The following is a 22,960-nucleotide window of genomic DNA, read 5'->3' as shown; positions in this document are numbered from 1 at the left end:
ACGATTGTTCAGAAATTATTAAGAGCCGATTGGGAAATTATTGGATTTGGGAGGGCGGTGCGCTATGGTAAAATCGTTGGCATTCCGACAAGATTAAGGATGTGCATGCTATGCCGTACGAAACGGTCATCGGATTAGAGGTTCACGCCGAGCTGCAAACCCGCTCGAAGATGTTTTGTGCCTGTCCGGTGGTGGATTCCACCCGTGCTGAACCGAACACGGCCGTATGTCCGGTGTGTGCCGGCATGCCGGGCACGCTTCCGGTGGTCAACCGCAAGGCGGTGGAACTGGCTTTGCGGGTGGCGCTGGCGCTGGAATGTGAAATTGCGCCGTTGAGTTTGTTCGCCCGCAAGAATTATTTTTATCCCGATTTACCCAAAGGCTACCAGATCTCGCAGTATGAATACCCCCTGGCGCAGCGCGGGGTACTGCGCATTGAAACCGCACGGGGGGAAAAGACGGTGCGCATCCGCCGGGTTCATCTGGAAGAAGATACCGGAAAACTGATCCACATGCAGGATCCAGACGGGCAATCCTTCTCGCTGGTTGATCTAAACCGCGCCGGTGTGCCTTTGCTTGAAATTGTCAGCGAACCGGATATGCACTCGTTAGAAGAAGTGCGCGCCTATGCCACCACTTTGCGGGCAATTTTGAGGCGGGTTGGTGCGAATAGCGGTGATATGGAAAAGGGCGTGATCCGCTTTGAAGCCAATGTTTCCCTGCGCCCCTCAGGCAGCCAGACCCTCGGCACGCGGGTAGAAATTAAGAACCTGAACAGCTTCCGGGCAATGGAGCGGGCAATTGCCTACGAAATTGAACGCCAGACGGATTTGCTGCAAAACGGTCAGGCTGTCCAGCAGGAAACGTTGGGATGGGATGAGGCCGCTCAGGTAACCGTAAGCCAGCGCAGCAAAGAAGAGGCGCATGATTACCGTTACTTTCCCGAACCGGATTTGCCACCGCTGGTGATTGAGCCGGAGTGGATTGAGCAGGTGCGCGCCAATTTGCCGGAGCTACCGCAGGCGATGAAGAAGCGTTTTATCCACAACTACGGACTGAGCGCAGGCGAAGCGGTTTTACTGAGCGAGGAAGAGGCGGTTGCCCGTTATTTTGAGGCCTGCCTCGAACAGGCCGGCGATTCGATAGCCCCGCGCACGATAGCCCTGTGGATCACCGGAGAAATTTTTGGGTGGCTCAACCAGAGCGGAGAAAAGTTTGAAAATTTACGCGTGCCGCCCGCCGGGCTGGTTGACCTGTTGCGCCTGACGGCCAAAGGGATCATCAACCTGAACACGGCCAAGCTGGTTCTGAATGAAATGCTTGCCAGCGGTAAGCCGGCACATGCAATCATCGAAGAGCGCGGTTTAATCCAGTTGGACGATGCCGGCCAGATTGCCGACATTGTTGCGAAGGTGCTGGCCGAATTCCCGCGCGAGGTAGCTTCTTACCATCAGGGGAAAACGACCGTGTTCAACTGGCTGCTGGGGCAGGTGATGCGCCAGACGGCCGGGCGTGCCAGCCCCGCTGTGGCGCGCGCCGAGCTGGAGCGCCAGCTGGCCGGATCGAAAGGTAATTGAAACGATACTGGAATGTGACGAATTGCGCCGAACGATGCCGGGAATCACCGGAGAGAGGCGATTTTCATCATATTGACGAACGGCTTCAGGTTTGCTACCCTATATCAGGATCATCATCACCTTCCGCGAGGTCAATTGAACTGATGAGCTGCCAGCAGCAATTCCAAACCCAGTCCTGAGCGGGCACAGCGCCGTTGTGCCCGTTTATTTTTTAATTGTCGGCTGAATTGACCAAATCTTTCATTCACAGGAGAAAAAAACAATGGCAGAAACCACCAATGCGTTTGAAATGGCACAACGCCAATTCGATCATGTGGCAGAACTGCTCAAACTTGACCCACAGGTACGCGAGATTCTGCGCTGGCCGCTGCGCGAATTCCACTTCCGCATCCCGGTGCGAATGGATGACGGCACGATCAAGGTCTTTCAGGGTTTCCGCGTTCAGCATAACGATGCCCGTGGCCCCAGCAAAGGCGGCATTCGGTTTCACCCGGCCGAAACGATTGACACCGTGCGCGCGCTGGCCACCTGGATGACCTGGAAATGCGCGGTTGTGGATATTCCGCTGGGTGGCGGCAAGGGCGGTGTAGTTGTTGATCCGGCTACCCTCTCCACCAGCGAAAAAGAACGCCTGGCACGCGGCTGGGTGCAGCAAATGTGGAAGAACATCGGCCCGCGTCAGGATGTGCCGGCCCCGGATGTCGGTACCACTCCGCAAATGATGGGCTGGATGATGGACGAGTACTCCAAACTGGTTGGTGAATATACTCCCGGCGTGATCACGGGTAAACCGGTTGGGGGCGGCGGCTCGCTCGGCCGCACCGAAGCCACCGGCTTTGGCGTGATTTACACCGTGCGCGAAGCAATGAAGCATCTCAAAATGGATCCCACCCAGTGTCTGGCAGCCATTCAGGGCTTTGGCAATGTGGCGCAATACGCGGCGATTGGCTTCACCGAGTTACTGGGCGGCAAGGTGGTGTGTGTTTCTTACTGGGACCGCGAAGACCGCACTCCCTACACGGTCAGCAAGGCGGATGGGATTGACCCGCGCTTCCTGATGAGCATCACCGATCAATACGGCACGATTGACAAAAACAAAGCCAGAGAAGCCGGTTATGCCATTGAACCGGCGGATGCCTGGTTGAGCAAAGAGGTGGATGTGCTGATTCCGGCAGCATTGGAAGGTCAGATCAATGCCGAATCGGTGCACAAGATTTCGCCGCGCGTGAAAATTATTGCCGAAGGCGCAAACGGCCCCACGACCCCCGAAGCCGACGAGGTTATCCGCCAGCGGGGTATCTTCCTCATCCCGGACTTCCTGTGCAACGCTGGGGGTGTGACGGTTTCTTACTTTGAAAGCGTCCAGAACGATATGAATTTCTACTGGCCAAAAGAGGAAGTCCTTTCCAAACTTGACCAAAAGATGACCGCGGCTTTTGAAGCCGTGTTGGAACTGGCAGAAAAAGAGAAGGTGTATATGCGGGACGCGGCTTACATGGTAGCGATTAACCGCGTCGTGAAGGCGATGGAACTGCGCGGCTGGATTTAATCTCAGGGAACCAGCCAATCAACAGCCGCCTCTCCCGGCCGGGAGAGGCGGCTGCATGTTGAAGTCATAGGGTCGGATCAATACCGTGCGAGGGTGGTAATGGCGGGTGTCTGGTCAAACATCCAGAAGGCAAGCGGTAACCCCAGTCCAAGACTGACACCGGTCAACAGCCAGGCCAGCGCCAGCCACAACGCGCTGAACCACCAGCCAACCAGCACAAAATACAGGGCGCGCAGCAGGAAAGGCGGCTGCGGCAGGCTGGACTCGCGATAGATCACCTTCCCGTCCACGACCATCACCCGCGCCTGCCGTTTGACCGGTTTGAGGGTCATGATTTGGGGCAGCCGATTGAGCAGCCAGAGACCCAGCGGCAGCCCGATGATGGTCACGTTCAGCACCCAGGCAACGACCGTGACGATGCCGCCCAGCCAGAGGCCGACCAGCAAAAAGTACAGGATGCGAATCAGGCAGCCGGGACCTTGTTCCTGCGGTTGGACGATAACGGGAGTGGGGGTGGATTGTGTCATTTGTTTTACCTCTTTCGCGGTTGTGTAATTGAATTACGGATTACATGCAACACTATTTACGCAAAAGAGGAAAGAAAGTTGCACAAAACCGACTCAGCACTCAATGCAGTGACCAATATCCTCGTACCACAGATCGGGTTTTTCGGCGATAAAATCCTTCATCATCTGAATCAATTGCGGGTCATTCAAAACAACCAGTTCCACCCCGCGTGATTTGAGCAATTCTTCTGCCCCCAGAAAGGTCTGATTTTCACCGATCACCACACGCGGAATTTTGTAAAGCAAAATAGCGCCGCTGCACATATCACAGGGAGAGAGCGTGGTATAGATGGTTGCCCGGCGGTATTCTTCCGGAGCCAGCCGGCCGGCATTTTCAAGCGCATCCATTTCGGCGTGCAGCACCGGGCTGCCGCGCTGCACCCGGCGGTTGTGTCCCCGTCCGATGATTTTTCCATCCAAGACCAGCACCGAACCAATCGGAATACCCCCTTCGCGGTAGCCTTGCATGGCTTCCTCATAGGCGGCTTGCATGAATTCATCCATAAATGACTTCCTCCTCAGTGGTTAAGGTGGAATAATTTGGATGTATCTTATCACAAATGGGCGTAGATTCAAGCCGTCTGACTATCTTCTTCAAAGGGCTGTTGACCCGGTGAGGTTTTTTGGGGCATCGTTTTAGTTTGCCAGAAGGTGATGGTCACCCCGGCTGTCACCAGCATTAACAACACCCAGCGCAGCCAGAAGGGAGGCTGGATGAAAGTGAGGATAAACAGGACGATGATGACTTCTATACCCACACCAAGGGCATGATAGCCGCGCGGAAGACGGATAAAATTAACCGCTGCAATCACGCCGCCAAGAAAGACCAGCAGCCAGATGAGCGCCCCGACGGATTCGGTGAGCGGGGAGGGAATGCGTCCTTCAGCCCGTTCGCGGATACCCAGCATCATTCCTCTTTCCATCACATACCCGCTGTTCATGATCAGGTTGAAGATCCCCATCGGGACATCTTGCGGTGTATCAATACGATGGCGGACTACCAAACGGGATGTATTCTCGCCAATGGGATAGACATACCACAACCATGTCCATTGTAACGGCAGGGCGGTGGAGTTTCTCGCCAGCACAAATTCATCCGGTTGATAATCCTGAATCACCAGATAATTGATAATAATGCCCTGTTCGCCGCGGGTGGGGTTTTGCCATTCCTCGTGAATTCGATCGGCGTTTTTATAATGGCATTCCCCGGTGGTCATGCAAAACAGATTCTCGATGAATGTGATTGAATAGAAGGCGGCGCGTGAATCGCCGATTTGAACCAGCCACGGGTATATCTGTTGCGGGAGCGCCTGAACGGTGATGGCGTGATTCCAGATCAGTTCTGGCGAGGGGATCAGTTCATCACCCGGCAGGGCAAGGTTGATCTCTTGGGCGGAGCTTCCCCAAGTTGGAATTTGACGACTCGCCCAGTAAAAGCCGGCGCTCAGGAAAATCACCACCGTGACCACGCCGATCAAGATGCGCTTTCGTTTGTTGGATTGATTCATTGCTTACTCCCCCTACCGATTTGTAACCGGATTGGGAAAAGAAAATTAAGTGGTTTTCTTCCATTCTAGCACGAGAATGGAATGCGGAAATGTGTGGATGAGGTAAATCGAAGGTGTCGAATGTCATGCTGGAAAGATGAGTACGGCATGTTGCCGAACGGAAAATCCGGTTGTATAATACTCATCGAGTGAGTTTATGAAGCTTTCCGAGAAAACTGCTCCCCAATCTCGTTCAGCCACGCCCGAAAATCTGCTGCTGTCCCTCTTGCTGGAAGGGGCGCGGGACGGTTATCAGCTAAACCGCACCCTTCAGCAGGATTTGAACCAGATCTGGCGGTTGAGTCAGAGCCAGTTATATGCCACTCTCAAGCGGTTAGAGGCGCGCGGGTGGGTTGCTGGCACACAAACGCCTTCCAGACGGGGCCTGCCACGCCGGGTATTTGAACTGACCGAAGCCGGCCGCAAACAGGCTGAGGAGTGGCTGATCCAGCCATCTCCGTGCAGTGTTCAGGTGGTGCGTTTGGACCTGCCTGCCCGCCTGTATGTGTTGAGACGAATCCGGCCCGAAGCCATCGAGCCGATTCTCGCCGATCAGCGGCGGGTTCTGATGGAAGGATTGCAGCGTTTACAAAATCAACTCGATCGCATCCCTGAAAGTCAACCGTTCAACCGGATGGCCTGTGAAATTCGTGTCAATCAGGTGCAGGCTTTATTGAAATGGTTTGACCAAAAATTCTTGAATTTGGAGATATAGTGTTATGATGAAACGAACGATTTGGGTATTGTGGATGATCATTCTCATGATCCTTCTGGCTGCCTGTCAGCCGCAGGCTGCTACCGAAAATCCTGAGACCCAGCCAACTCCCACTTCTTCTCCGTCTGAACCGAGCCCAACGCCACAGCGGGCTACCGAGACGGCTACACCCACTTCAACACCGGTTGATTCATCCCTTACGGTAACGGATGCGCTGGGGCGAAGGGTTACATTGCAGAATTTACCGCAGCGGATTGTCGTGGCGGGGCGGGGGGTTGCCTTGCTGGCCGATGCCGTTTATGTCTTCCCCGAATCCTTCGAGCGGGTGGTCGCCGTTTCACGCACGTCCCAATCGCCGGATGGGGATTTTCTGGCCCTGGTAGATGAGCGTTTACCGGAGAAAATTGCCTTTGAGACCAATGTGGGCGCCGAGCAGGTGGTTACAGCCCGCCCGGATGTGGTCATCCTCAAACCCTATATGCAGGAAACGCTGGGTAATCCGTTAGAGGCGTTGGGCATACCGGTTGTTTACCTTTCGATGGAAAACCCGGCAGAATATCAGCGCGATTTACAAACGTTGGGCGTTCTTTTCGGCAATCCCCAGCGGGCAGAAGAGGTGTGGGGGTTCTATCAGCAGCATCTCGAGGAGGTCAGTAGTGCCCTGGCCGGTTTAACCGATGAACAAAAACCCCGCACGCTGCTGTTGTACTACTCCGACCGGGATGGGCAGGTGGCTTTCAATGTGGCTCCAAAAAACTGGCTGCAAACCATCATAACCGAATTGGCCGGGGGTGTGCCGGTCTGGACGGATATTGAACTGGGCAGCGGCTGGACCAAGGTCAACTTTGAACAAATAGCCCAGTGGGATGCCGATCGCATCTTTATCATCGCCTACACCGCAAACCCGGAACAGGTGGTTGAAAACCTGAAACAGGACGGCCAGTGGCAGGCGCTGCGCGCTGTACAGGAAGGTCATTTGTATCCTTTTCCCAAAGATTTTTACTCGTGGGACCAGCCGGATACGCGCTGGATTCTTGGCCTGCGTTTTCTGGCGGCTCAGTTACACCCGCAGGCCTTTCCTGAACTGGATATGATTGGAGAAACCCGGCAGTTTTTCGCCCAATTGTACGGGCTGGATGCGGTTGAATTTGAAGGGAAAATTTTACCGATTTTGAAGGGTATTCAACCGTGAATCTGGCTCGCCCGGTCAGCAGTCAGCCCGTTGTTTCGAAGGCAGCTTTGAAGTCCGCCAGCCGTTCTCAGAGCCGCCGCCGGTTACTGGGCATGTTGATCTTGCTGCTGGTTGTGTTTGGACTTTCCCTGTTCCTTGGACGTTACCCGCACGTGGGTTTGATCTCCCCCGCGCAACTGACGGAAGATCCGCTGGCGCAACGTTTGATTCTCAACCTGCGCCTGCCGCGCCTGATTGCTTCTGTGTTAATTGGCATGAGCCTGGCAGGCGCCGGTATGGTGATGCAGATGGTATTTGCCAACCCGCTGGTAGAGCCGGGTTTTTTGGGCGTTTCACAGGCGGCTGCCTTTGGAGCAGCCCTGACGATTCTTGCCTCAGGCGGGGTGGGCTGGCAGGTGCAGTTCAGCGCCGTGATTTTTGGGCTGGCTGGCTTGTTCCTTTCTTATCTGCTGGCACGGCGGGTGCGCTACGGCGGCTGGGTACTGCGTTTGTTGCTGGCGGGGATTGCCGTTTCGGCTCTGTTTGCTTCGGGGGTCGGGTTGATCAAGTATCTGGCCGACCCCTTGCGCCAACTGCCGGATATTACCTTCTGGCTGTTGGGCGGCTTGTGGAGTATTACCTGGCGGTCGGTACTTTCAGTGCTGCCGTTGATCAGCCTGGGGCTGCTGGTGCTGTGGTTGATGCGCTGGCGGTTGAACCTGCTGGCGCTGGATGATGAGGTGGTTTTTTCACTGGGGGTGGCTGCCAACCGTGAACGCCTGCTGGTGTTGCTGGCGGCGGTGGCGGTAACGGCTGCTTCCATCTCGATTAGCGGATTGATTGGCTGGGTGGGTCTGCTGGTGCCGCAGCTGGCCCGCCGGCTGAGCGGTGCCGACGCGCGGGATGGATTGCCGACCGCTTTTCTGTCGGGCGGCATTTTCATGATGATTTGCGACAATCTGGCGCGCACAATCAGCGCTGGCGAGATCCCCTTGGGCATCTTGACCTCCCTGCTGGGCGCGCTGGGCTTTGTGATCTTGATGACCCGTCGTACCTACAAGGTTTGAGTATGAACGAAGCCGTTTTGCGTTTTGAGCAAGTGGTTTACCGTGACCCGGATGCAGCCGAAAGAGCCTTGCAGGGCCTTTCACTGGATGTACCGCGCGGCCGGGTGACGGCTATTCTGGGGCCAAACGGGGCCGGTAAAACCACCCTGCTGCGACTGGCTTACGGCCGTTTTCAACCTCAGGCCGGGCGTATCTGGTTGGAGGGCCGTCTGCTGAGTTCCTATACCCGTCAGGAATTGGGGCGCAAGGTGGCTCTGTGCCGCAACGCGAAACCAATCCATTTTCTTATTCGCTTCTGGAATATGTATTGCTGGGCAGAGCGCCGCACCTCTCGCCGTTGCAAATGCCGACGGCTGAGGATGTGGAAATTGCCCTGTATGCTCTGGAAACCACCGGCTTGCTGCCAATGACCCGGCGGACAGTCCAATCCCTGAGCGGCGGGGAGTTTCAGCTGCTGCTGGTGGCGCGGGCACTGGCTCAACAGGCCGACCTGCTTTTACTGGACGAACCGACCTCCCATCTCGATTTGGGCAACAAGAAACGGCTGGTGACCTGCTTGCAGAATCTGGTTGCCGGTGGTACGACGATTTTATTCACCTCTCATGAGCCGGAAGTTGTCGCCGCCCTCGCCGATCAAGTAGTGTTGATGCGCGGCGGGCAGGTGCTTTCCAGCGGGGCGCTGGAGGACATCTGGCAAGCCGATCGGCTCAGCGAAGTCTACGGTATTCCGGTCCAGGTGCATCGTTTTGACGGTCACCGTTATTTGACCTGGGTGTGAGGCAGATTGTGGCGGGTGACTTATGGATTATCACCGGGGAAATCGGTACGGGTAAAACCCGCTGGTGCCAGCAGTTTTTGGATCTGGCGCGGCAAGCCGGGTGGGATGTGGCCGGCTTGATCAGTCCGGCGGTGTTTGAGAACGGGCAAAAAACAGCGATTGATGCGGTGGATGTGCGCAGCGGTGAGCGCCGCCGGCTGGCTACCCGCCGTTCAGTGAAAGACGCCGCCCTTATTCACACCCGTGAATGGCTTTTTGAGACGGATACGGTTGGGTGGGGCAATGCGGTTTTTCGGCGTGCGCTGCCGTGCGATTTATTGATCGTGGATGAAATGGGTCCCTTAGAGTTGTTGCAGGGCCAGGGCTGGGTAAATGCGCTGGAAGCGATTGCCACGCGGGCTTACCGGCTGGCGGTGGTGGTGGTGCGCCCTTCTTTGCTGTCCATCGCTGAGCAGTGGCAGCCCCAAGCGGTGATTACGCTGCGGAATGCGATACAATAACTGATATAAACAACGCCTTTACGCACAAGGAGAGCCGTGAAACTGGCAAAAATCGAAGCGGCCTTGCGGGTGGTGCTGGCTTTTAATGAGGCCTTCAACCGGCATGACGTGCCGGCAATGATGCAGTGGATGAGCGAGGATTGCCTGTTTGAAAACACCTATCCACCTCCGGATGGTACTCCCTACAGGGGGAAAGAAGTGCTGCACCGCTTTTGGGAACAATTCTTCAAACAGTCTCCACAAGCGCGGATTGAGGTGGAAGAAGTCTTCGGGATGGGCGAGCGCTGCGTGATGCGATGGAAATACTCTTGGGTGGACGAGGAGGGAAACAGCGGTCACGTGCGCGGGGTGGATGTGTACCGTGTGAGGGACGGCTTGATTTGTGAGAAACTTTCTTATGTTAAGGGGTGAGAGAAACAAGAGCTATGGAACTGTTTTATCATTTCTTTCGTATATACGTTAACCAAGTTTTCACCTTTTCCCATTCTTCTTTTGGCGAAACTCATGCTCAAAAGCCGGCTGATATGGGTGATTTTGCAGGTGTTCTGGATGGCAAGTTGCCAATCCTTACCTGATGCGACCCCCACTCCGAAAGTCGTCGTTGTGGACTATCCGCCGTTTGACTGGTCAGTCAATGTTGAAAGACTCACAGAAACGGGATGTAGTGGTGTGCTGGGGGAAAATTGTACCGAACTGATTCGGCTGGGTTGTGACGAGATCAGGCCGCCACACTTTTATACAGGCGGTTTAGAACCGCCTTTTCCGGTTGGGGAATGTATCCACCAGGGGGATAATCCACCCAACAAGGCTTATTTTCGCCAACCAAATGGCCTTGATTCAAGATACCGCAGTTTTGTGGTCTTTCTTGATGACGAAACCCGCTTGATGATCAAGCAATCTGAATTCCGCGAGGTTTTTGCGCCAGTCGAATCAGCCGAAGAGGCTTTAAGTTACGCCATGGCGATGACCTCTTTATCGGCTGAGTATTCTTTTGATCCAAACGGCAAGGTAAAGTATTTAGTGGATAAGATAGAGGAAACTCATGTGGAGGAAACCCCGCAGGGGTATGTGGTCTTCTTGTTCGACTCGGATCACCGTATGGGTTGTGAACCCCATGAGTTCTTCGCAGTTAATGTGCTGGTTACACCAGCAGGGGAGGTTATTGAACAGAGCCGCCGGGTAATTTACGAGACGTACGCATGTTTTGATTTTGATGAGTTAAGGCTGGATGATCACTAAGGCTGAAGAATCTCATCTGACCGGTGTGCAACTCCAATTGCCTGAGATGGAATTAAACCAGGTTTTTTTCTCTTTCGGGTTGTTCCAAATAAACATTCAACCTGTAAATTGGATTTACAGAGATATCTTTGGAGGTCAGAATGAATGGCGAGGGGTCTCAATTAACGACGTGGATTGCTTTGCTCGTGATTGGTGCAGGGGTCGTTTTGTTTCTGGTGTTTTCCAGAAGGTTTATCAAAAATAGGCAGGAAGGACAGGCACTCCTTAAAGGTCTTGGATTTGTACCCGCATCTCCTGACCGCGCTCTTGAAGAGCGGTTTAGTAATTTGTATCGTAATCGGTATGCTTTTTTTCGCGAACTTTACCAGCGGAGATTGCCGGACGGCATCCTGTATATTTTTAGCCTGTATAATCCCGACGGGGTTATCGTGTCAAGAGGCATTGCAATCATTTCCGGGAATCTATCTTTGCCCTCACTCAAAATCTTTCCGAAAATTGACCCAAACCAGTTTGGACTGGGCAGCCTGGCCAATCAAATTATCGAGCGGGTAGTTTCCACAGTGGATGAAAAAGTTGAACTTCCGGAATTCCCGGAATTTAACAAAAAGTACCAGCTCTTTTCCGGTGATCAGGAGGGTGTCCGCCGATTTTTCAATGATCGAATAGCGGATTATTTTTCCAGAACCGCGTTTTTCACCATTCTGGCAGAGGGAGATATGTTCGTCATTGAGGATTACAGTCCCTCCTCCGATAAGAACGATCTTTCATTGCTAAGCCAGAACATTCGCCAGGCTATAGAAATTCTTAATTTATTCCAGAGGAAATGAAATTGCTTTGCTGAGTATTTCAACATTATCTCCTCTGGGAAGAGGGGCTTTGACAGTACCCTTTTGGTTACAAGGAATTTTAATCGTCCGAAGGGGTGTAAAATCAGGGGTGTTAGCAATCCGAACCATCTGAAAGAGGTGAAGCATGAGAAAAATCAAATTGGGTTCGAGCAATCTGGAAGTACCGGTGGTGGCGGTTGGCTGTATGCGGATCAATCAATTACAGCCTGAGCAAGCCGAGAAGTTCATCCAAACCGCTCTGGAGCTCGGCGCAAATTTTTTTGATCACGCCGATATTTACGGAGGTGGCGCCTGCGAGGAGATTTTCGCTCAGGCCATTCACATGAATGATAATGTGCGCGAAAAGGTCATCTTACAATCCAAGTGCGGCATCCGTGAGGGGCGGTACGATTTCTCGAAGGAACATATCCTGAATTCGGTGGACGGCATCCTCAGGCGTTTGCGTACCGATTACCTGGATGTTTTATTGCTGCACCGTCCGGATGCACTGGTAGAACCGGAAGAAGTGGCCGAAGCATTTGACATTTTGCAATCCACCGGAAAAGTCAGGCATTTCGGCGTTTCCAATCACAAACCGATGCAGATCGAGCTGTTGAAAAAATATGTCAGGCAGCCGATTCTGGCCAATCAGCTGCAGTTGAGCATCATGCACGCCTTCATGATTTCCCAGGGGATAAATGTCAATATGGATGTGCCAGCAGCTTATGATCGGGATGGCAGTGTGCTGGACTACTGCCGGCTGCACGACATTACCATCCAGCCTTGGTCGCCATTCCTGTATGGTTTCTTCGAGGGTGTTTTTGTGGGAAACGAAAAATTCCCGGCTCTAAACGCTAAAATGAATGAAATTGCCGCACGCTACGGTGTCTCGAACACTACGATTGCAATTGCGTGGCTGCTGCGTCACCCGGCTAAAATGCAGCCGGTCATCGGAACGACCAACCTCCAGCGTTTGGAGGACAGCCTGAAAGCCGCCGAGGTGAATCTCACCCGTGAAGAGTGGTATGAGATTTATCTGGCAGCCGGAAACGCCTTACCATAAAAAAGCACAGGGAAGATACAACTTTGCGCCTGACTTTTATCAGCCGCTGGATGCGCAGCGGTGGAAGATTTGGGGGGCTGCCTGGATCAGGCATTAAAATTTGGCGGAGCTTTTCCCGTTCCTGAACCTTACCTCATTGGTTTCAGGAACACAATTTGATTGCCGGATGGGTCTCGCAGGGCAAGGCCGTCTGCCCGCAGATCGAAGGAGACAGCCTGGGTGGTCAGGTGTTGATGTAATCGCTCGAATTCGGCTGGTTCGGGCAATTCAAAGGCGAAGTGCAGCATTCCCAGGGCATCGGGCGGGGCAGGGGGCGCGCCTTCACCCTGCCAGGTGTTGAAACCAATGTGATGATGATAGCCGCCGGCTGAAACCATTCCCATGCGAAAGGAACGGGCGATTCCCATATTATCAAAACCGAGTAAATCATGGTAAAAAGCCAGGCTGTCTTTCAGGCTGCCGACGTAAAGGTGAAAGTGCCCAAGACGGGTTTCCTCCGGCAACGGCTCGTCCAGCCGGTCATCCGGCGAGAGGTGGGCAAACAACGCTTCCAGGTCGAGCGGCTCTCTCCCGTCGCTGGGAGTGCCGTCCTGGCGGATGGCGATGAATTCTCCATTGACCATTCCAAACAGGCCGTCCTCGGGCGATTCGCAATAGAGTTCAATGTGATTACCCTCCGGATCGTCCAGATAAGTGGTTTTGGTCATAATGTGATCGGTGGGATAATTGATCCATTTGTAGGCGAACAGACGCGCAATCGCGCGGGCCAGTTCGCGGCGATTGGGGAAGAGGATGGCAAAATGGTATAGTCCGCTCACCCCGCGGTAACGCTTGCCGTTGGTAATTTGAGACAGCCGGACGATATCGCGCCCGCCGATACCAAGCCCGGCGCTTTGCTGGTTTTTCCAATTGAGACGCAAGCCGATCAGACGTTCGTAAAAGTCAATCTCTCGGCTTAAATTGGCCACTTTGAGATGTACGTAAGCCGGCCGGGTTTGCGGATGGATGCGGTGGGGGACAATTGCCACCGGCTCAAGGACTGGGATCATACGGTTTTCCTCTCAATTGAACGATTGGGTTCTGGCAAAATCCCTTTCAGCGGTTGTAACTTTGATGACGGATTAAGCAAGTATTATCGTTGACTTACTTTACCAGAATAATCCAATTACTTCTTTGTGTCAATGCTTTAAAAGCGTCCGAGGGTGTGCATCATCCCCTGGCATCTTAAAGCGGTATGCCGAACGATCGCCCGCCGGTTGGTCTGTGATGGGTGGTAAGTTCAACTGCTGATGCTCGATGGGGTCGGCGACCTTATAAATACAGAGTGCCCCCGGCAGGGCTCGAATTTGCAACCTTCTGCTCCGCAAGCAAACGCAGAAATCCACCGGGGGCTTCAATGAAGTAGGTGCCTTTTTAGTGCGAGGCAAACGATATAACATTCAGGTTTAACCGATCAACGGGGCTTGCATTTTTTGTGCATTCTGAAGGTCGTCACTTAATAACTGAATGTATCTGCGGGTTGTCTCTATGCTGGCATGCCCCATCAGCATTTGAAGGCTGACCATGTCCATTCCAAATTTCAAAGATAATGTTGCAAATGACCGTCGTAGCATGTGAGGAGTAACTTTGATTCCCGATTGTTTTGAAAGACGGAGAAACATTTTTTGCATACGGTCTCCGTTGAAAGGCTTGCCGTTTTTGGTTTTGAAAAGGGGACTTTCTTTGTCCCGATAATTGAAATCGGGTAAATAATCTAAAATTGCATTGATCGTAGCCTGACCAATAAACACTATCCTGTCCTTATTTCCCTTGCTCAGAACAACACGAATCATTCCGTTTTCAATTTGTACATCTCCGATTTTCAAGTTGCAAACTTCTTGTCGCCTTGAACCGCTATCCACGATCAAGAGAACAATCGTTTTTTCTTGGACATCACAAACTTCCAATAATTGTGTGATTTGAGAGGAATTCAAAAAAGGAAGGTTTTACCTGGGCGATGGTGGGACTTTTATATAGATTTTATGATCAACCAGTTCTTCTTGACTCAGGAAATTTATGAAAGTCCTAATAGCACGGCCATAACCATTTAAAGCCATTGAGTACCCGAAATTTGAGACATAAATCTGCGAACATGCCGGGAAGTCATTTGGTTTGCCGTTTGAACCCCCTCTTTTTCTAACCATTGGGTAAATCGTCCCAAGATGCTTTGGTATGTTCGAAGGGTTTTTGAGGAACAGCGCATCGCCTGACGTGAAAGGAGGAATTCCTCGAGGGCATCTTTGATACAGATGGTGTTTTGTGGGCTCATTCCAACCTCCTTTTAGAGTAAGATTTTGGTAATAAGTTTGTGAGATTGGATTCTGCCACCTCAAAACGGTATTGGAAACGAAAACTTTGCTATACTATTGAGAAAGACAAATTCAGCCCCACCGCTGGTATCGGCGAGGCTGAGACGGCAACGCGGTGAAGGCGCGTTGCGGCAAAAACAAGCATAGCAAACTTTTGCCGCCCGCGCAAGCGCCCCGAATGGGGTGCAAGTGAACCGCAATGCGTGGGCGGTTTGATTTATGGATCTCGGGGTAAGCGCTATGGCAAAAAAGAGAAATGTACATATTGTTCCAAATGACAATCAAGGGGTAGTGAAAAAAAGAAGAAAACCAACGTCCAACATCTATCCATTATCAAAAGGATGAGGCTATTAAACGCAGACGTCAATTGGCTGAAAAAAAAGGTTCAGAGTTGATTATTCACAAGAAGGACGGCATAATTCAAGATAAAGAAAGTGATGGTCACGATCCTAATCCACCCAAGGATAAAAAGCGGTAAGTATGCCCCTTAACGAATCCGACACGCGAGCACAACTGATTGACCCCCAACTCAACCGCGCTGGCTGGACTCAAAGCCAGGTTACTCGTGAATTTTATTACCGTAAGGATTGGGAGTATGCGCCCGGACGAATTATCCTGCGCGGGGGAAAAGTTGAGCGGGAAAAACCCCGCCGGGTAGATTATCTTCTGCGCTATACCGACGCCTTCCCCATTGCAGTGGTGGAAGCCAAAGCTGAAGCCGAACCCGCTGCGCTTGGCTTAGAGCAGGCCAAACAATACGCCCGCGATAATCACTTGATGTTTGCCTATGCCACCAACGGGCATCAAATCATCGAATGGGACGGTTTTACCAATACCACCCGCGAAATCGCGGAGTTCCCCTCGCCGGATGAACTGTGGAATCGCTGGAAACTCAACACCGGCTTGAACATTGAGGAAGAGGTTCACCAGACGAGGGAATTGCGCCCGGTTTACAACGCCGCACTGGCGCGTGCCCGTGCCCACAACCCCATTCTTCACCCCTACGCACCGCCCGAAGCCACGCGCGGGAGCATGCCCCGCTACTTTCAGGAAGTCGCCATTCGCGAGGTTCTGGTTCGCATCATGCGCGGGCAAAAGCGGATTCTACTGACCATGGCAACTGGAACGGGCAAAACCTTCACTGCCATGCAAATTGTCTGGAAGCTGATCAAATCGGAGTGGCTGTTTCAAAATCGAGGCCGCACCGGACGCGTGCTTTTTCTGGCTGACCGGGTTGTGTTACGCAATCAGGCTTACAATGCTTTCAGTCCTTTTGCTGGCAGCCATGGCGATCCGCGCCACATGATTGACAACCCCAACCGTCTGAGCCTGCAGCATGATCTCTACTTCGGGATTTACCAGACCCTGTGGAGCCAGGACGAAAAGGGGAAGCGGTTGTTTGAAAAGTTTCCTCGGGATTTCTTTGATGTCGTGATTATTGATGAGGCGCACCGTTCGGGATTTGGCACGTGGAAAGAAATTCTTGACCACTTCGAATCCGCCATCCACCTGGGTATGACGGCTACCCCCAAACAAGATGAAAATGTGGATACCTACGCCTACTTTTGCTCCGAAGAACCGGCCATTCCGCTTGATCCTCACCACCCGGAAAAGGGCAGCATTCATCCGCCCGCTTACTCATACAGTCTTGCACAGGGCATCGAAGACGGCTTTCTGGCAACCTACAAAGTTCATCGTGTCCGCACCAACATAGACCGCGATGGACTGCACATTTCCGAAGTCATCGAACAGGGCGCCGAAGTCATCGCGCCCGAAGATGCTGACGTTCGGGAGGAGTATTTCACTCCCCAATTCGAGCGTGAAATCCGCTTGCCCGACCGTACACAAACTTTAGTGCGCCATCTGGCAAGGCTGCTGCGTGAGTTCGGCCCCACCCACAAGACAATGGTCTTTTGTGTGGATATGGATCACGCGCAGGAAGTTGCCCGCCTGTTGAACAACGAATTTGCCGACCTCGGTTATGACGAAGATTATGCCGTCCCCATCGTCAGCGAAGAGGGCGAACAAGCCCACCGCTGGCTGGCGAATTTTCAGGATAGTGACCGCAAGTTCCCGGTGGTTGCGGTGACCGCTGAACTGCTCTCCACGGGAGTGGATGTACCATCCTGCCGTAACATTGTCTTCATGAAAACCATCCAATCCCCCATCCTCTTCAAGCAGATCATCGGGCGCGGCAGCCGTGTTGACCCGGTTACCGGCAAGTACTGGTTCCGCATCATTGACTACACCAATGCCACCCGCCTGCTGGATAAAACCTGGGACTGTCCGCCCACACCCATTGACCAGCCCGTTCCCCTCCGGGAGCAGACCGCGAGTATTTCCGGCACGGTGCGTCTGGCCGAAAGCGGAGAGGTCATTGTCGGCGCCAGCGTGGCAGTGATGGCCGCCCCGAACGACCAGCGCGGGCCGATCCTCACGGATCAAAACGGCGCTTTCCGATTCGACTATCTGCCTGCCGGTGAAGTGACCCTGATTGCCTATGGGCTCAGACTCAATCGCCGCCAAATCAAGGTGCAAACGCAGGCTTATCAAACCGTCACGGTGGACATCGAATTAAAACCTGTCCGCGAGGACGAAGTCAAAGTAATTACGGTTCGCAACCTCGAAGTGACCATCGCTGAGGAAGCCACCTTTGTTGTCGCCGGGCTGGACGAACCGCTTACCCTTGAACAGTACATTGACTACTCCCGCCAGCGCATTATGGCCATTGCGCCAGACTGGCAAGCCATGCTGGCAAAATGGCAGGAGCAAACCAGCCGCGATGAGGTACAACAGCAGTTGGAACGTGAAAATGTTCACGCCGATGTGCTGGCTGAGGTGCTGAAAGTCCAGGATGCCGACCCGCTGGATGTGATCGGTTATGTGGCTTTCCAGCGGCAACCCATCCCCACCCGCCGCCAGCGCGTGCAGCAGTTTTTGCGAAAACAAAACGGCTGGCTGGCCGCCTTTCCCCCAGAGCGCCGTGTGGTGATTGAAACGCTGCTGGAAAAATACGGCGAGGGAGGCCTGCGCCAGTTGACCGATCCGCTCGTCTATCGTTTGCCGCCATTCCGATCCATGGGGGAGTTAAGAGGCGTTGCCAAACGCTTTGGCAGCGTTGAGGCTTTGCGCGAAACCATCAGTGAACTGCAACGGAGACTGTATTTAGAATGAACATCGCCACTCGACCCATCAACGAAAACCTGAGTAATGAGATGTGGCGTGCCTGCGATATTCTGCGGCGCGACAACAATGTGGGCGGGGTAATGGCCTACACCGAGCACATTGCCTGGCTGCTCTTCCTCAAATTTCTCGACCTGGAAGAAAAGAAACGCGCCGAAGAAGCCGCATTCCGCGGCCAATCCTACACCCCGGTTTTGCAGGGCGACCTGGCCTGGGACGCCTGGGCAAGCCCGGAAGCGCTCGAAAAGTGGAATTCCAGCCGCGGTGAACTGGTGGCTTTTGTGCGCGGACGTTTACTGCCCGGACTGGCTTCGCTTTCCGGCTCGCCGCTGGCGAACACGGTTGCCAAACTCTTTTCGGATGAGAGTGTCGGCGATCAAACGGTGGTGCGCAATGTGCCGGTCTGCGCTTCGGATTACAACCTCAAAGAGGTTATTGACATTATTAACCGGATTGATTTTCAACGCGAGGATGATTTCTTCACCATTACCCGCTTTTATGAAGACCTGCTGGCGCGCATGGGGCAGGAAAACCAGATCGCCGGCGAGTTCCACACTCCCCGCCCGGTGATTCGCTTCATGGTTGAGGTGATTGACCCCCAAATCGGCGAGACAGTTTATGACCCGGCTTGCGGTTCGGCGGGTTTTCTGGCGCAGGCTTACCTGCACATGGAAAAACAGGTGCGCACGGTGGAACAGGAGGAAACCCTCCAGCAGAGCACCTTTTACGGGCAGGAGAAGAAGGGCCTGGCTGCCTTGCTGGGTACGATGAATCTGGTGCTGCACGGCGTAACCGCCCCCAACATTTACCGGCGCAACACGCTGGAAGAAGATGTCAAAACCAGCGTCAGCGAGCGCTTCGATATCATCCTCACCAACCCGCCTTTTGGCGGCAAGGAAGGCGCCCACATTCAAAACAATTTTAACATCCAGAGCAATGCCACCGAACTGCTTTTTTTACAGCACGTTCTGAAGAAACTCAAAAACACCCCCAACGCCCGCGCCGCAATGGTTGTGCCGGAAGGCACGCTCTTCCGCGGCGGGGCGTTTGCCGAGGTCAAGAAAATTCTTCTGGACGATTTTCACCTTTTTGCGGTGGTGAGTTTGCCGCCGGGCGTCTTTTCGCCTTATTCGGACGTCAAGACCGCTCTGCTCTTCTTCCAGCGGGTGGATCGCATTCTGGAAAAGAATCCGCTGGCGCGCGATGAAGTGTGGTACTACGAACTGCCCCTGCCCGAAGGGCTGAAGAAGTTCAGCAAGGGCAGCCCGATTGCCGACCAGCATTTTGACGAAGCCCGCGCCCTCTGGCAGGAATGGAAAGCCTACCTTCAGGGTAAGCGCGAGCGCCCCTTTGCCTTTGCCGGTGAGATTCGCGATCAGTGGCAGGCTCATTGGGACTGGCAGGCTTACCGCGAGAAACTGGAAAGAGGGGAACAAGCCGATCCCCCGCTTTGCCCACCCGATGCCAGCCCGGATTACCGGCGCGCCTTCGAGGCGCAGGGCCCGCGCCCAGCCCCGCCATATACCTGCTGGGTGGAACGCCTGGACGATCTGCGCGCCCGCGGTTACGACCTGAGCGCCCGCAACCCGCACCAGAGCGAACGGGTTGCCCTGCCCCGCCCGGCGGAGATCACCGCCAGTTTGCTGGAGCGCCAGCGCGAACTGGCTGCCCTGCTGGAGCGCCTGCACCAGATGGTCAGCAACGGGGAGGAGTAGTGATGGAACAGCGTTTACCGCGAGAAAAATGGAATTCCGAATGGGAGATAACTTCATTAGGATCTATTTGTAACATTCAAATTGGCAGTACTCCCCCTACTAAAAGGTCAGAGTATTGGGGGGGGACTCACACTTGGATTTCAATATCAGATATGAATTCTCGAGTTGTAACAGAGTCTCAACGAACTGTGACTGATAAAGCTATAGCCGATGGTAAAGTACGTTTAGTAAGAAAAGGAACATTACTCATGAGTTTTAAACTTACCATCGGGAAATTAGCCTTTGCAGGAAAAGACTTGTTTACAAACGAGGCTATTGCATCTCTTGAAATCAAGGAGGAATATCGTAACAATGTTATTCCAGAATATCTTTTTTGGGTACTACAGGTTGTTCCGCTCGAAACAGAAGCTTCACAGGCGGTAAAAGGTAAAACGATCAATCAAAAAACGATAAAAAAAATTACATTACCATTACCCCCACCGGAAGAGCAGCGGCGCATAGTGGCGCGGCTGGAAGCCCTGCTGGGGGAAGTCAAAGCCATGCGCCAGCAGGTCGAGACCATGCAGCAAGACATCAACCGCCTGATGGAATCAGCCCTGGCGGAGGTGTTCCCCTCTCAGGAACAGCCAATGCCGGAGGGGTGGCAGTGGAAAAGATTAGGGGATGAATGTAAAACAACAAGTGGCGGAACTCCCAGAAGAAGTACCTCTGATTATTTTGGTGGCTCGATACCCTGGGTGAAATCTGGCGAATTGAATGACGGCATAATTACGTCAAGTGAAGAAACGATAACAGAGCAGGGATTAGAAAATTCTAACGCTAAAATCTTCCCTGAAGGCACTCTTTTGATGGCTATGTATGGCGCAACCGTTGGAAAACTAGGTATTTTGGGTATCAAAGCCGCAACTAATCAGGCTATTTGTGCTATTTTTACACCAGAACATATACTAAACAAATTTTTATTTTGGTATTTACGATTTGCCCGCAACTTGATAATTGTGCAAAGTTTTGGGGGAGCACAACCCAACATCAGCCAGGTAGTAATAAAAAACTTGTTTGTCCCTTTACCTTACCTACATGATCATGACCGTTCACTGGCTGAGCAGCGGCGCATCGTCGCTTATCTGGAGAGCATCCAGCAAGAGGTGCAGGAAGCGCAGAAGTTGATCGAAGCTGACCTGCACGCCATCGAGCAGTTGGAGCAGTCCATCTTAGCGGCGGCGTTCCGGGGGGAGTTGTAGGACACGCGAGGTCAAAAATGTACTTATCAAAAGTTTGCATCAAAAACTTCCGCAATCTGGAAGATGTTACCGTTGAATTCGGCGAAAAAATTGTGCTGTTAGGCGAAAACGGTGCCGGTAAGAGCAACTTCATTGAAGCCTTGCGAATCCTGCTGGACTCGAACTATCGCCCATCGTTGGGAGAAAGTGATTTCTCACGGGGCAGCGGCAAAAAGCCATTTGGGGGACGAACAATCGAAATTCATGCCTGGTTTTCAGGGCTCGACTGGGAAAATGAACAGGATTTACTGCCGTCTTTCCATGATTGTCATGGAAAAGACAACGGTACGTATCAAATATCTGCCATTTACCGCCCCAAGAAGGATACGAATCCCCAAAATGCAATAACCGAAGATGATTACGAATTTATTCGATACTGTGGTGGTAACGAGAACAATACAGAGGGAGCAAAACGGCTTCGCCAATATGTGCGCCTGGTCGTGATACCGGCAGTGCGTGACATGGAACGCGATATGCAAAGCTGGCGTACTTCGCCGCTGCGCCGTTTGGTTGAAATGATTTCCCTGACCAATGACGCGAACTTCAAATTGGTCGCCCAGAGCGTTCAAAACGCATCCAAAAAACTGGGGCAAATCCCATACATTCAAGATTTACAAAAAGACATTAGCGATTTTCTAGGGACTCTGGTCGAAGGGCAATCTATTCAACCAACCATCAACATTGCCGGTTCGAATCCCGAAGATTTATTGCGACTGCTCAACATTTTTGCAGAGTCGGATTTACCGCTTGAGCGCAGCAGTCTGGGCATCTCAAATATTCTATACCTGATAACCTGGCTGATTTATGCCAAACGTCTGCGCACTATGCCTGTCAAAGGTGACCAAAAGCCCGAATACGTCTTGCTCGCTATCGAAGAGCCTGAATCTCACCTGCACCCGCATTTTCAACGGCTGGTTTTTGAAAACGTATTCAAGCAAGAGCATCTTTTGCTCACCTCAACCCATTCTCCGACCATCGTCAGTATCGCCGACCCGCGTCATTTTGTTGTGTTGAAACGCACTTCTAATGGCACAGCAGCTCGCTCAACGGCGAATTTCGCTCAAAAAGATGAAAAGATGCGCCAGGATATCAGCCGCTATCTGGATGCTACACGCGGAGAAATGGTCTTTGCGCGCGGCGTCTTACTGGTTGAGGGCGACGCCGAGATGTTCTTAATCCCTGCGTTTGCAAGGAAAATGAAAGAGGCTGGAAAAATATCTCACACCCTGGACGGGGCAGGAATCAGCGTGTGCAATGTGTATGGCACGGATTTCCGACCTTATGTTGAGTTTCTATCAGGGTTAGATATTCCATTTGCAGTTTTGACCGATGGAGATCCTGACACTCAAAACCCTGGGCTAAAACGTGGACTGGAATTGGTGCAAAAAATAAACGCGCCAAAGCACGCAGAAATAGAAGTTCGTTTTAACAAAAAAGAATGGGGTGCTGTTAAAACCGGTTTGGAAGAAGTTGGTATTTTCGTTAATCAGCGCACGCTTGAGGGGGAATTGATACAGGCAGGGTATGGAGATGAATTGTGCGAGGTTTACCAAGAACTCGGCGCCAGCGACAGGCAAGTGAAAAACTTGGAAGAAGAAATTGCCAATAATGATTTTAAAGCGATTATTGATCGTATTCAGACAACCGGCATGGGCAAAGGGCGTTTTGCCCAACGCCTGGCAGAAAAAGTAGATGCTGACCGCGTGCCTCCTTACATCGAGAAAGCCATCAAATACCTTTTGGCGAAAATGCCCCAACCTTCCACCGACCTGCAATTACCGCCGGAATCGGTAGAAAGGCCCCAAAACCCTAAAGACGAGATTTCCTTCTAACCT

The 22,960-nt window shown here is 52.7% G+C and carries 22 protein-coding genes and 1 pseudogene; 17 read left to right on the top strand and 6 right to left on the bottom strand.

All coding sequences use genetic code 11. The features are described 5' to 3' along the window. Positions 1-110: 110 nt before the first annotated feature. Complete coding sequence (gene gatB / locus AC812_RS03395; RefSeq protein ID WP_061913627.1) at positions 111-1,577, top strand: Asp-tRNA(Asn)/Glu-tRNA(Gln) amidotransferase subunit GatB; 1,467 nt, start codon at positions 111-113, stop codon at positions 1,575-1,577. Between the two features lie 262 nt (positions 1,578-1,839). Then, positions 1,840-3,126, top strand: a complete 1,287-nt coding sequence (locus AC812_RS03390; RefSeq protein WP_061913629.1) for a Glu/Leu/Phe/Val family dehydrogenase — start codon at positions 1,840-1,842, stop codon at positions 3,124-3,126. Positions 3,127-3,203: 77 nt separating this feature from the next. Here AC812_RS03390 and AC812_RS03385 read toward each other — a convergent pair whose 3' ends face one another. The 3 genes from AC812_RS03385 to AC812_RS03375 form a co-directional block, all read right to left on the bottom strand. Further along, positions 3,204-3,653, bottom strand: a complete 450-nt coding sequence (locus AC812_RS03385; protein WP_061913631.1) for a hypothetical protein — start codon at positions 3,651-3,653, stop codon at positions 3,204-3,206. Positions 3,654-3,746: 93 nt separating this feature from the next. Continuing rightward, positions 3,747-4,196: a nucleoside deaminase gene (locus AC812_RS03380; RefSeq protein ID WP_061913633.1), complete on the bottom strand. Its 450-nt coding sequence runs from the start codon at positions 4,194-4,196 to the stop codon at positions 3,747-3,749. A 68-nt stretch (positions 4,197-4,264) separates the two neighbouring features. Continuing rightward, positions 4,265-5,200, bottom strand: a complete 936-nt coding sequence (locus AC812_RS03375) for a hypothetical protein (protein ID WP_061913635.1) — start codon at positions 5,198-5,200, stop codon at positions 4,265-4,267. A gap of 196 nt (positions 5,201-5,396) precedes the next feature. On the opposite strand from AC812_RS03375, the gene AC812_RS03370 reads away from it, so the two are divergent. From AC812_RS03370 to AC812_RS03325, 10 genes are all read left to right on the top strand, one after another. Beyond that, entirely contained in the window at positions 5,397-5,954 is a 558-nt protein-coding gene (locus AC812_RS03370; protein WP_061913637.1) for a PadR family transcriptional regulator, read from the top strand. Positions 5,955-5,961: 7 nt separating this feature from the next. Then, positions 5,962-7,146, top strand: coding sequence for an ABC transporter substrate-binding protein (locus AC812_RS03365; protein ID WP_169787251.1), 1,185 nt, complete (start codon positions 5,962-5,964; stop codon positions 7,144-7,146). Then, complete coding sequence (locus AC812_RS03360) at positions 7,143-8,192, top strand: FecCD family ABC transporter permease (RefSeq protein WP_201797693.1); 1,050 nt, start codon at positions 7,143-7,145, stop codon at positions 8,190-8,192. The genes AC812_RS03365 and AC812_RS03360 overlap by 4 nt, the downstream gene beginning before the upstream one ends. Before the next feature lie 2 nt (positions 8,193-8,194). Then, entirely contained in the window at positions 8,195-8,602 is a 408-nt protein-coding gene (locus AC812_RS03355) for an ATP-binding cassette domain-containing protein (RefSeq protein ID WP_061913640.1), read from the top strand. Then, positions 8,536-8,970: an AAA family ATPase gene (locus AC812_RS03350; protein ID WP_082148926.1), complete on the top strand. Its 435-nt coding sequence runs from the start codon at positions 8,536-8,538 to the stop codon at positions 8,968-8,970. Before AC812_RS03355 ends, AC812_RS03350 begins: the two co-directional genes overlap by 67 nt. 8 nt (positions 8,971-8,978) lie before the next feature. Further along, positions 8,979-9,470 (top strand): nucleoside-triphosphatase, encoded by a 492-nt coding sequence (locus AC812_RS03345; RefSeq protein ID WP_061913644.1) that lies wholly within the window; start codon positions 8,979-8,981, stop codon positions 9,468-9,470. A gap of 36 nt (positions 9,471-9,506) precedes the next feature. Then, positions 9,507-9,881 (top strand): nuclear transport factor 2 family protein, encoded by a 375-nt coding sequence (locus AC812_RS03340; protein WP_061913646.1) that lies wholly within the window; start codon positions 9,507-9,509, stop codon positions 9,879-9,881. Between the two features lie 93 nt (positions 9,882-9,974). Further along, complete coding sequence (locus AC812_RS03335) at positions 9,975-10,709, top strand: hypothetical protein (protein ID WP_145962500.1); 735 nt, start codon at positions 9,975-9,977, stop codon at positions 10,707-10,709. A 140-nt stretch (positions 10,710-10,849) separates the two neighbouring features. Further along, positions 10,850-11,536, top strand: coding sequence for a hypothetical protein (locus tag AC812_RS03330; RefSeq protein WP_061913650.1), 687 nt, complete (start codon positions 10,850-10,852; stop codon positions 11,534-11,536). A gap of 145 nt (positions 11,537-11,681) precedes the next feature. After that, a complete protein-coding gene (locus AC812_RS03325; protein ID WP_061913652.1) occupies positions 11,682-12,599 on the top strand; it encodes an aldo/keto reductase in 918 nt (305 codons plus the stop codon). A 128-nt stretch (positions 12,600-12,727) separates the two neighbouring features. On the opposite strand, the gene AC812_RS03320 is transcribed toward AC812_RS03325, so the two are convergent. The 3 genes from AC812_RS03320 to AC812_RS03310 form a co-directional block, all read right to left on the bottom strand. Continuing rightward, a complete protein-coding gene (locus AC812_RS03320; RefSeq protein WP_061913654.1) occupies positions 12,728-13,648 on the bottom strand; it encodes a VOC family protein in 921 nt (306 codons plus the stop codon). Between the two features lie 396 nt (positions 13,649-14,044). Beyond that, on the bottom strand, positions 14,045-14,572 hold the full coding sequence (locus AC812_RS03315; protein ID WP_061913656.1) for a tyrosine-type recombinase/integrase: 528 nt from the start codon (positions 14,570-14,572) through the stop codon (positions 14,045-14,047). Positions 14,573-14,685: 113 nt separating this feature from the next. After that, the gene (locus tag AC812_RS03310; protein WP_061913658.1) at positions 14,686-14,907 is read right to left on the bottom strand and encodes a site-specific integrase; all 222 of its coding nucleotides are present in this window, start codon (positions 14,905-14,907) and stop codon (positions 14,686-14,688) included. 347 nt (positions 14,908-15,254) lie between these two features. Between AC812_RS03310 and AC812_RS18345 the strand changes: the two are divergent. From AC812_RS18345 to AC812_RS03290, 5 genes and pseudogenes are all read left to right on the top strand, one after another. After that, a pseudogene (locus tag AC812_RS18345) lies at positions 15,255-15,425 on the top strand (DUF2188 domain-containing protein); the annotation flags it as partial. Positions 15,426-15,427: 2 nt separating this feature from the next. Beyond that, positions 15,428-18,121, top strand: a complete 2,694-nt coding sequence (hsdR, locus tag AC812_RS03305) for an EcoAI/FtnUII family type I restriction enzme subunit R (RefSeq protein ID WP_061913660.1) — start codon at positions 15,428-15,430, stop codon at positions 18,119-18,121. Beyond that, positions 18,118-19,845 carry a type I restriction-modification system subunit M gene (locus tag AC812_RS03300; RefSeq protein ID WP_061913662.1) on the top strand — a complete coding sequence of 576 codons (1,728 nt, stop codon included), beginning with the start codon at positions 18,118-18,120 and terminating at the stop codon, positions 19,843-19,845. Before hsdR ends, AC812_RS03300 begins: the two co-directional genes overlap by 4 nt. A 2-nt stretch (positions 19,846-19,847) precedes the next feature. Beyond that, positions 19,848-21,086, top strand: a complete 1,239-nt coding sequence (locus tag AC812_RS03295) for a restriction endonuclease subunit S (protein WP_061913664.1) — start codon at positions 19,848-19,850, stop codon at positions 21,084-21,086. A 17-nt stretch (positions 21,087-21,103) separates the two neighbouring features. Next, complete coding sequence (locus tag AC812_RS03290; protein WP_061913666.1) at positions 21,104-22,957, top strand: ATP-dependent nuclease; 1,854 nt, start codon at positions 21,104-21,106, stop codon at positions 22,955-22,957. Positions 22,958-22,960 lie beyond the last annotated feature (3 nt).

Origin of the sequence: Bellilinea caldifistulae, from assembly GCF_001306055.1 — a bacterium.
In the GTDB taxonomy this organism is placed as follows: Bacteria; Chloroflexota; Anaerolineae; order Anaerolineales; family Anaerolineaceae; genus Bellilinea; species Bellilinea caldifistulae.
The sequence above is the reverse complement of the archived record's forward strand: the minus strand, read 5'-3'. Positions and strand labels throughout refer to the sequence as shown.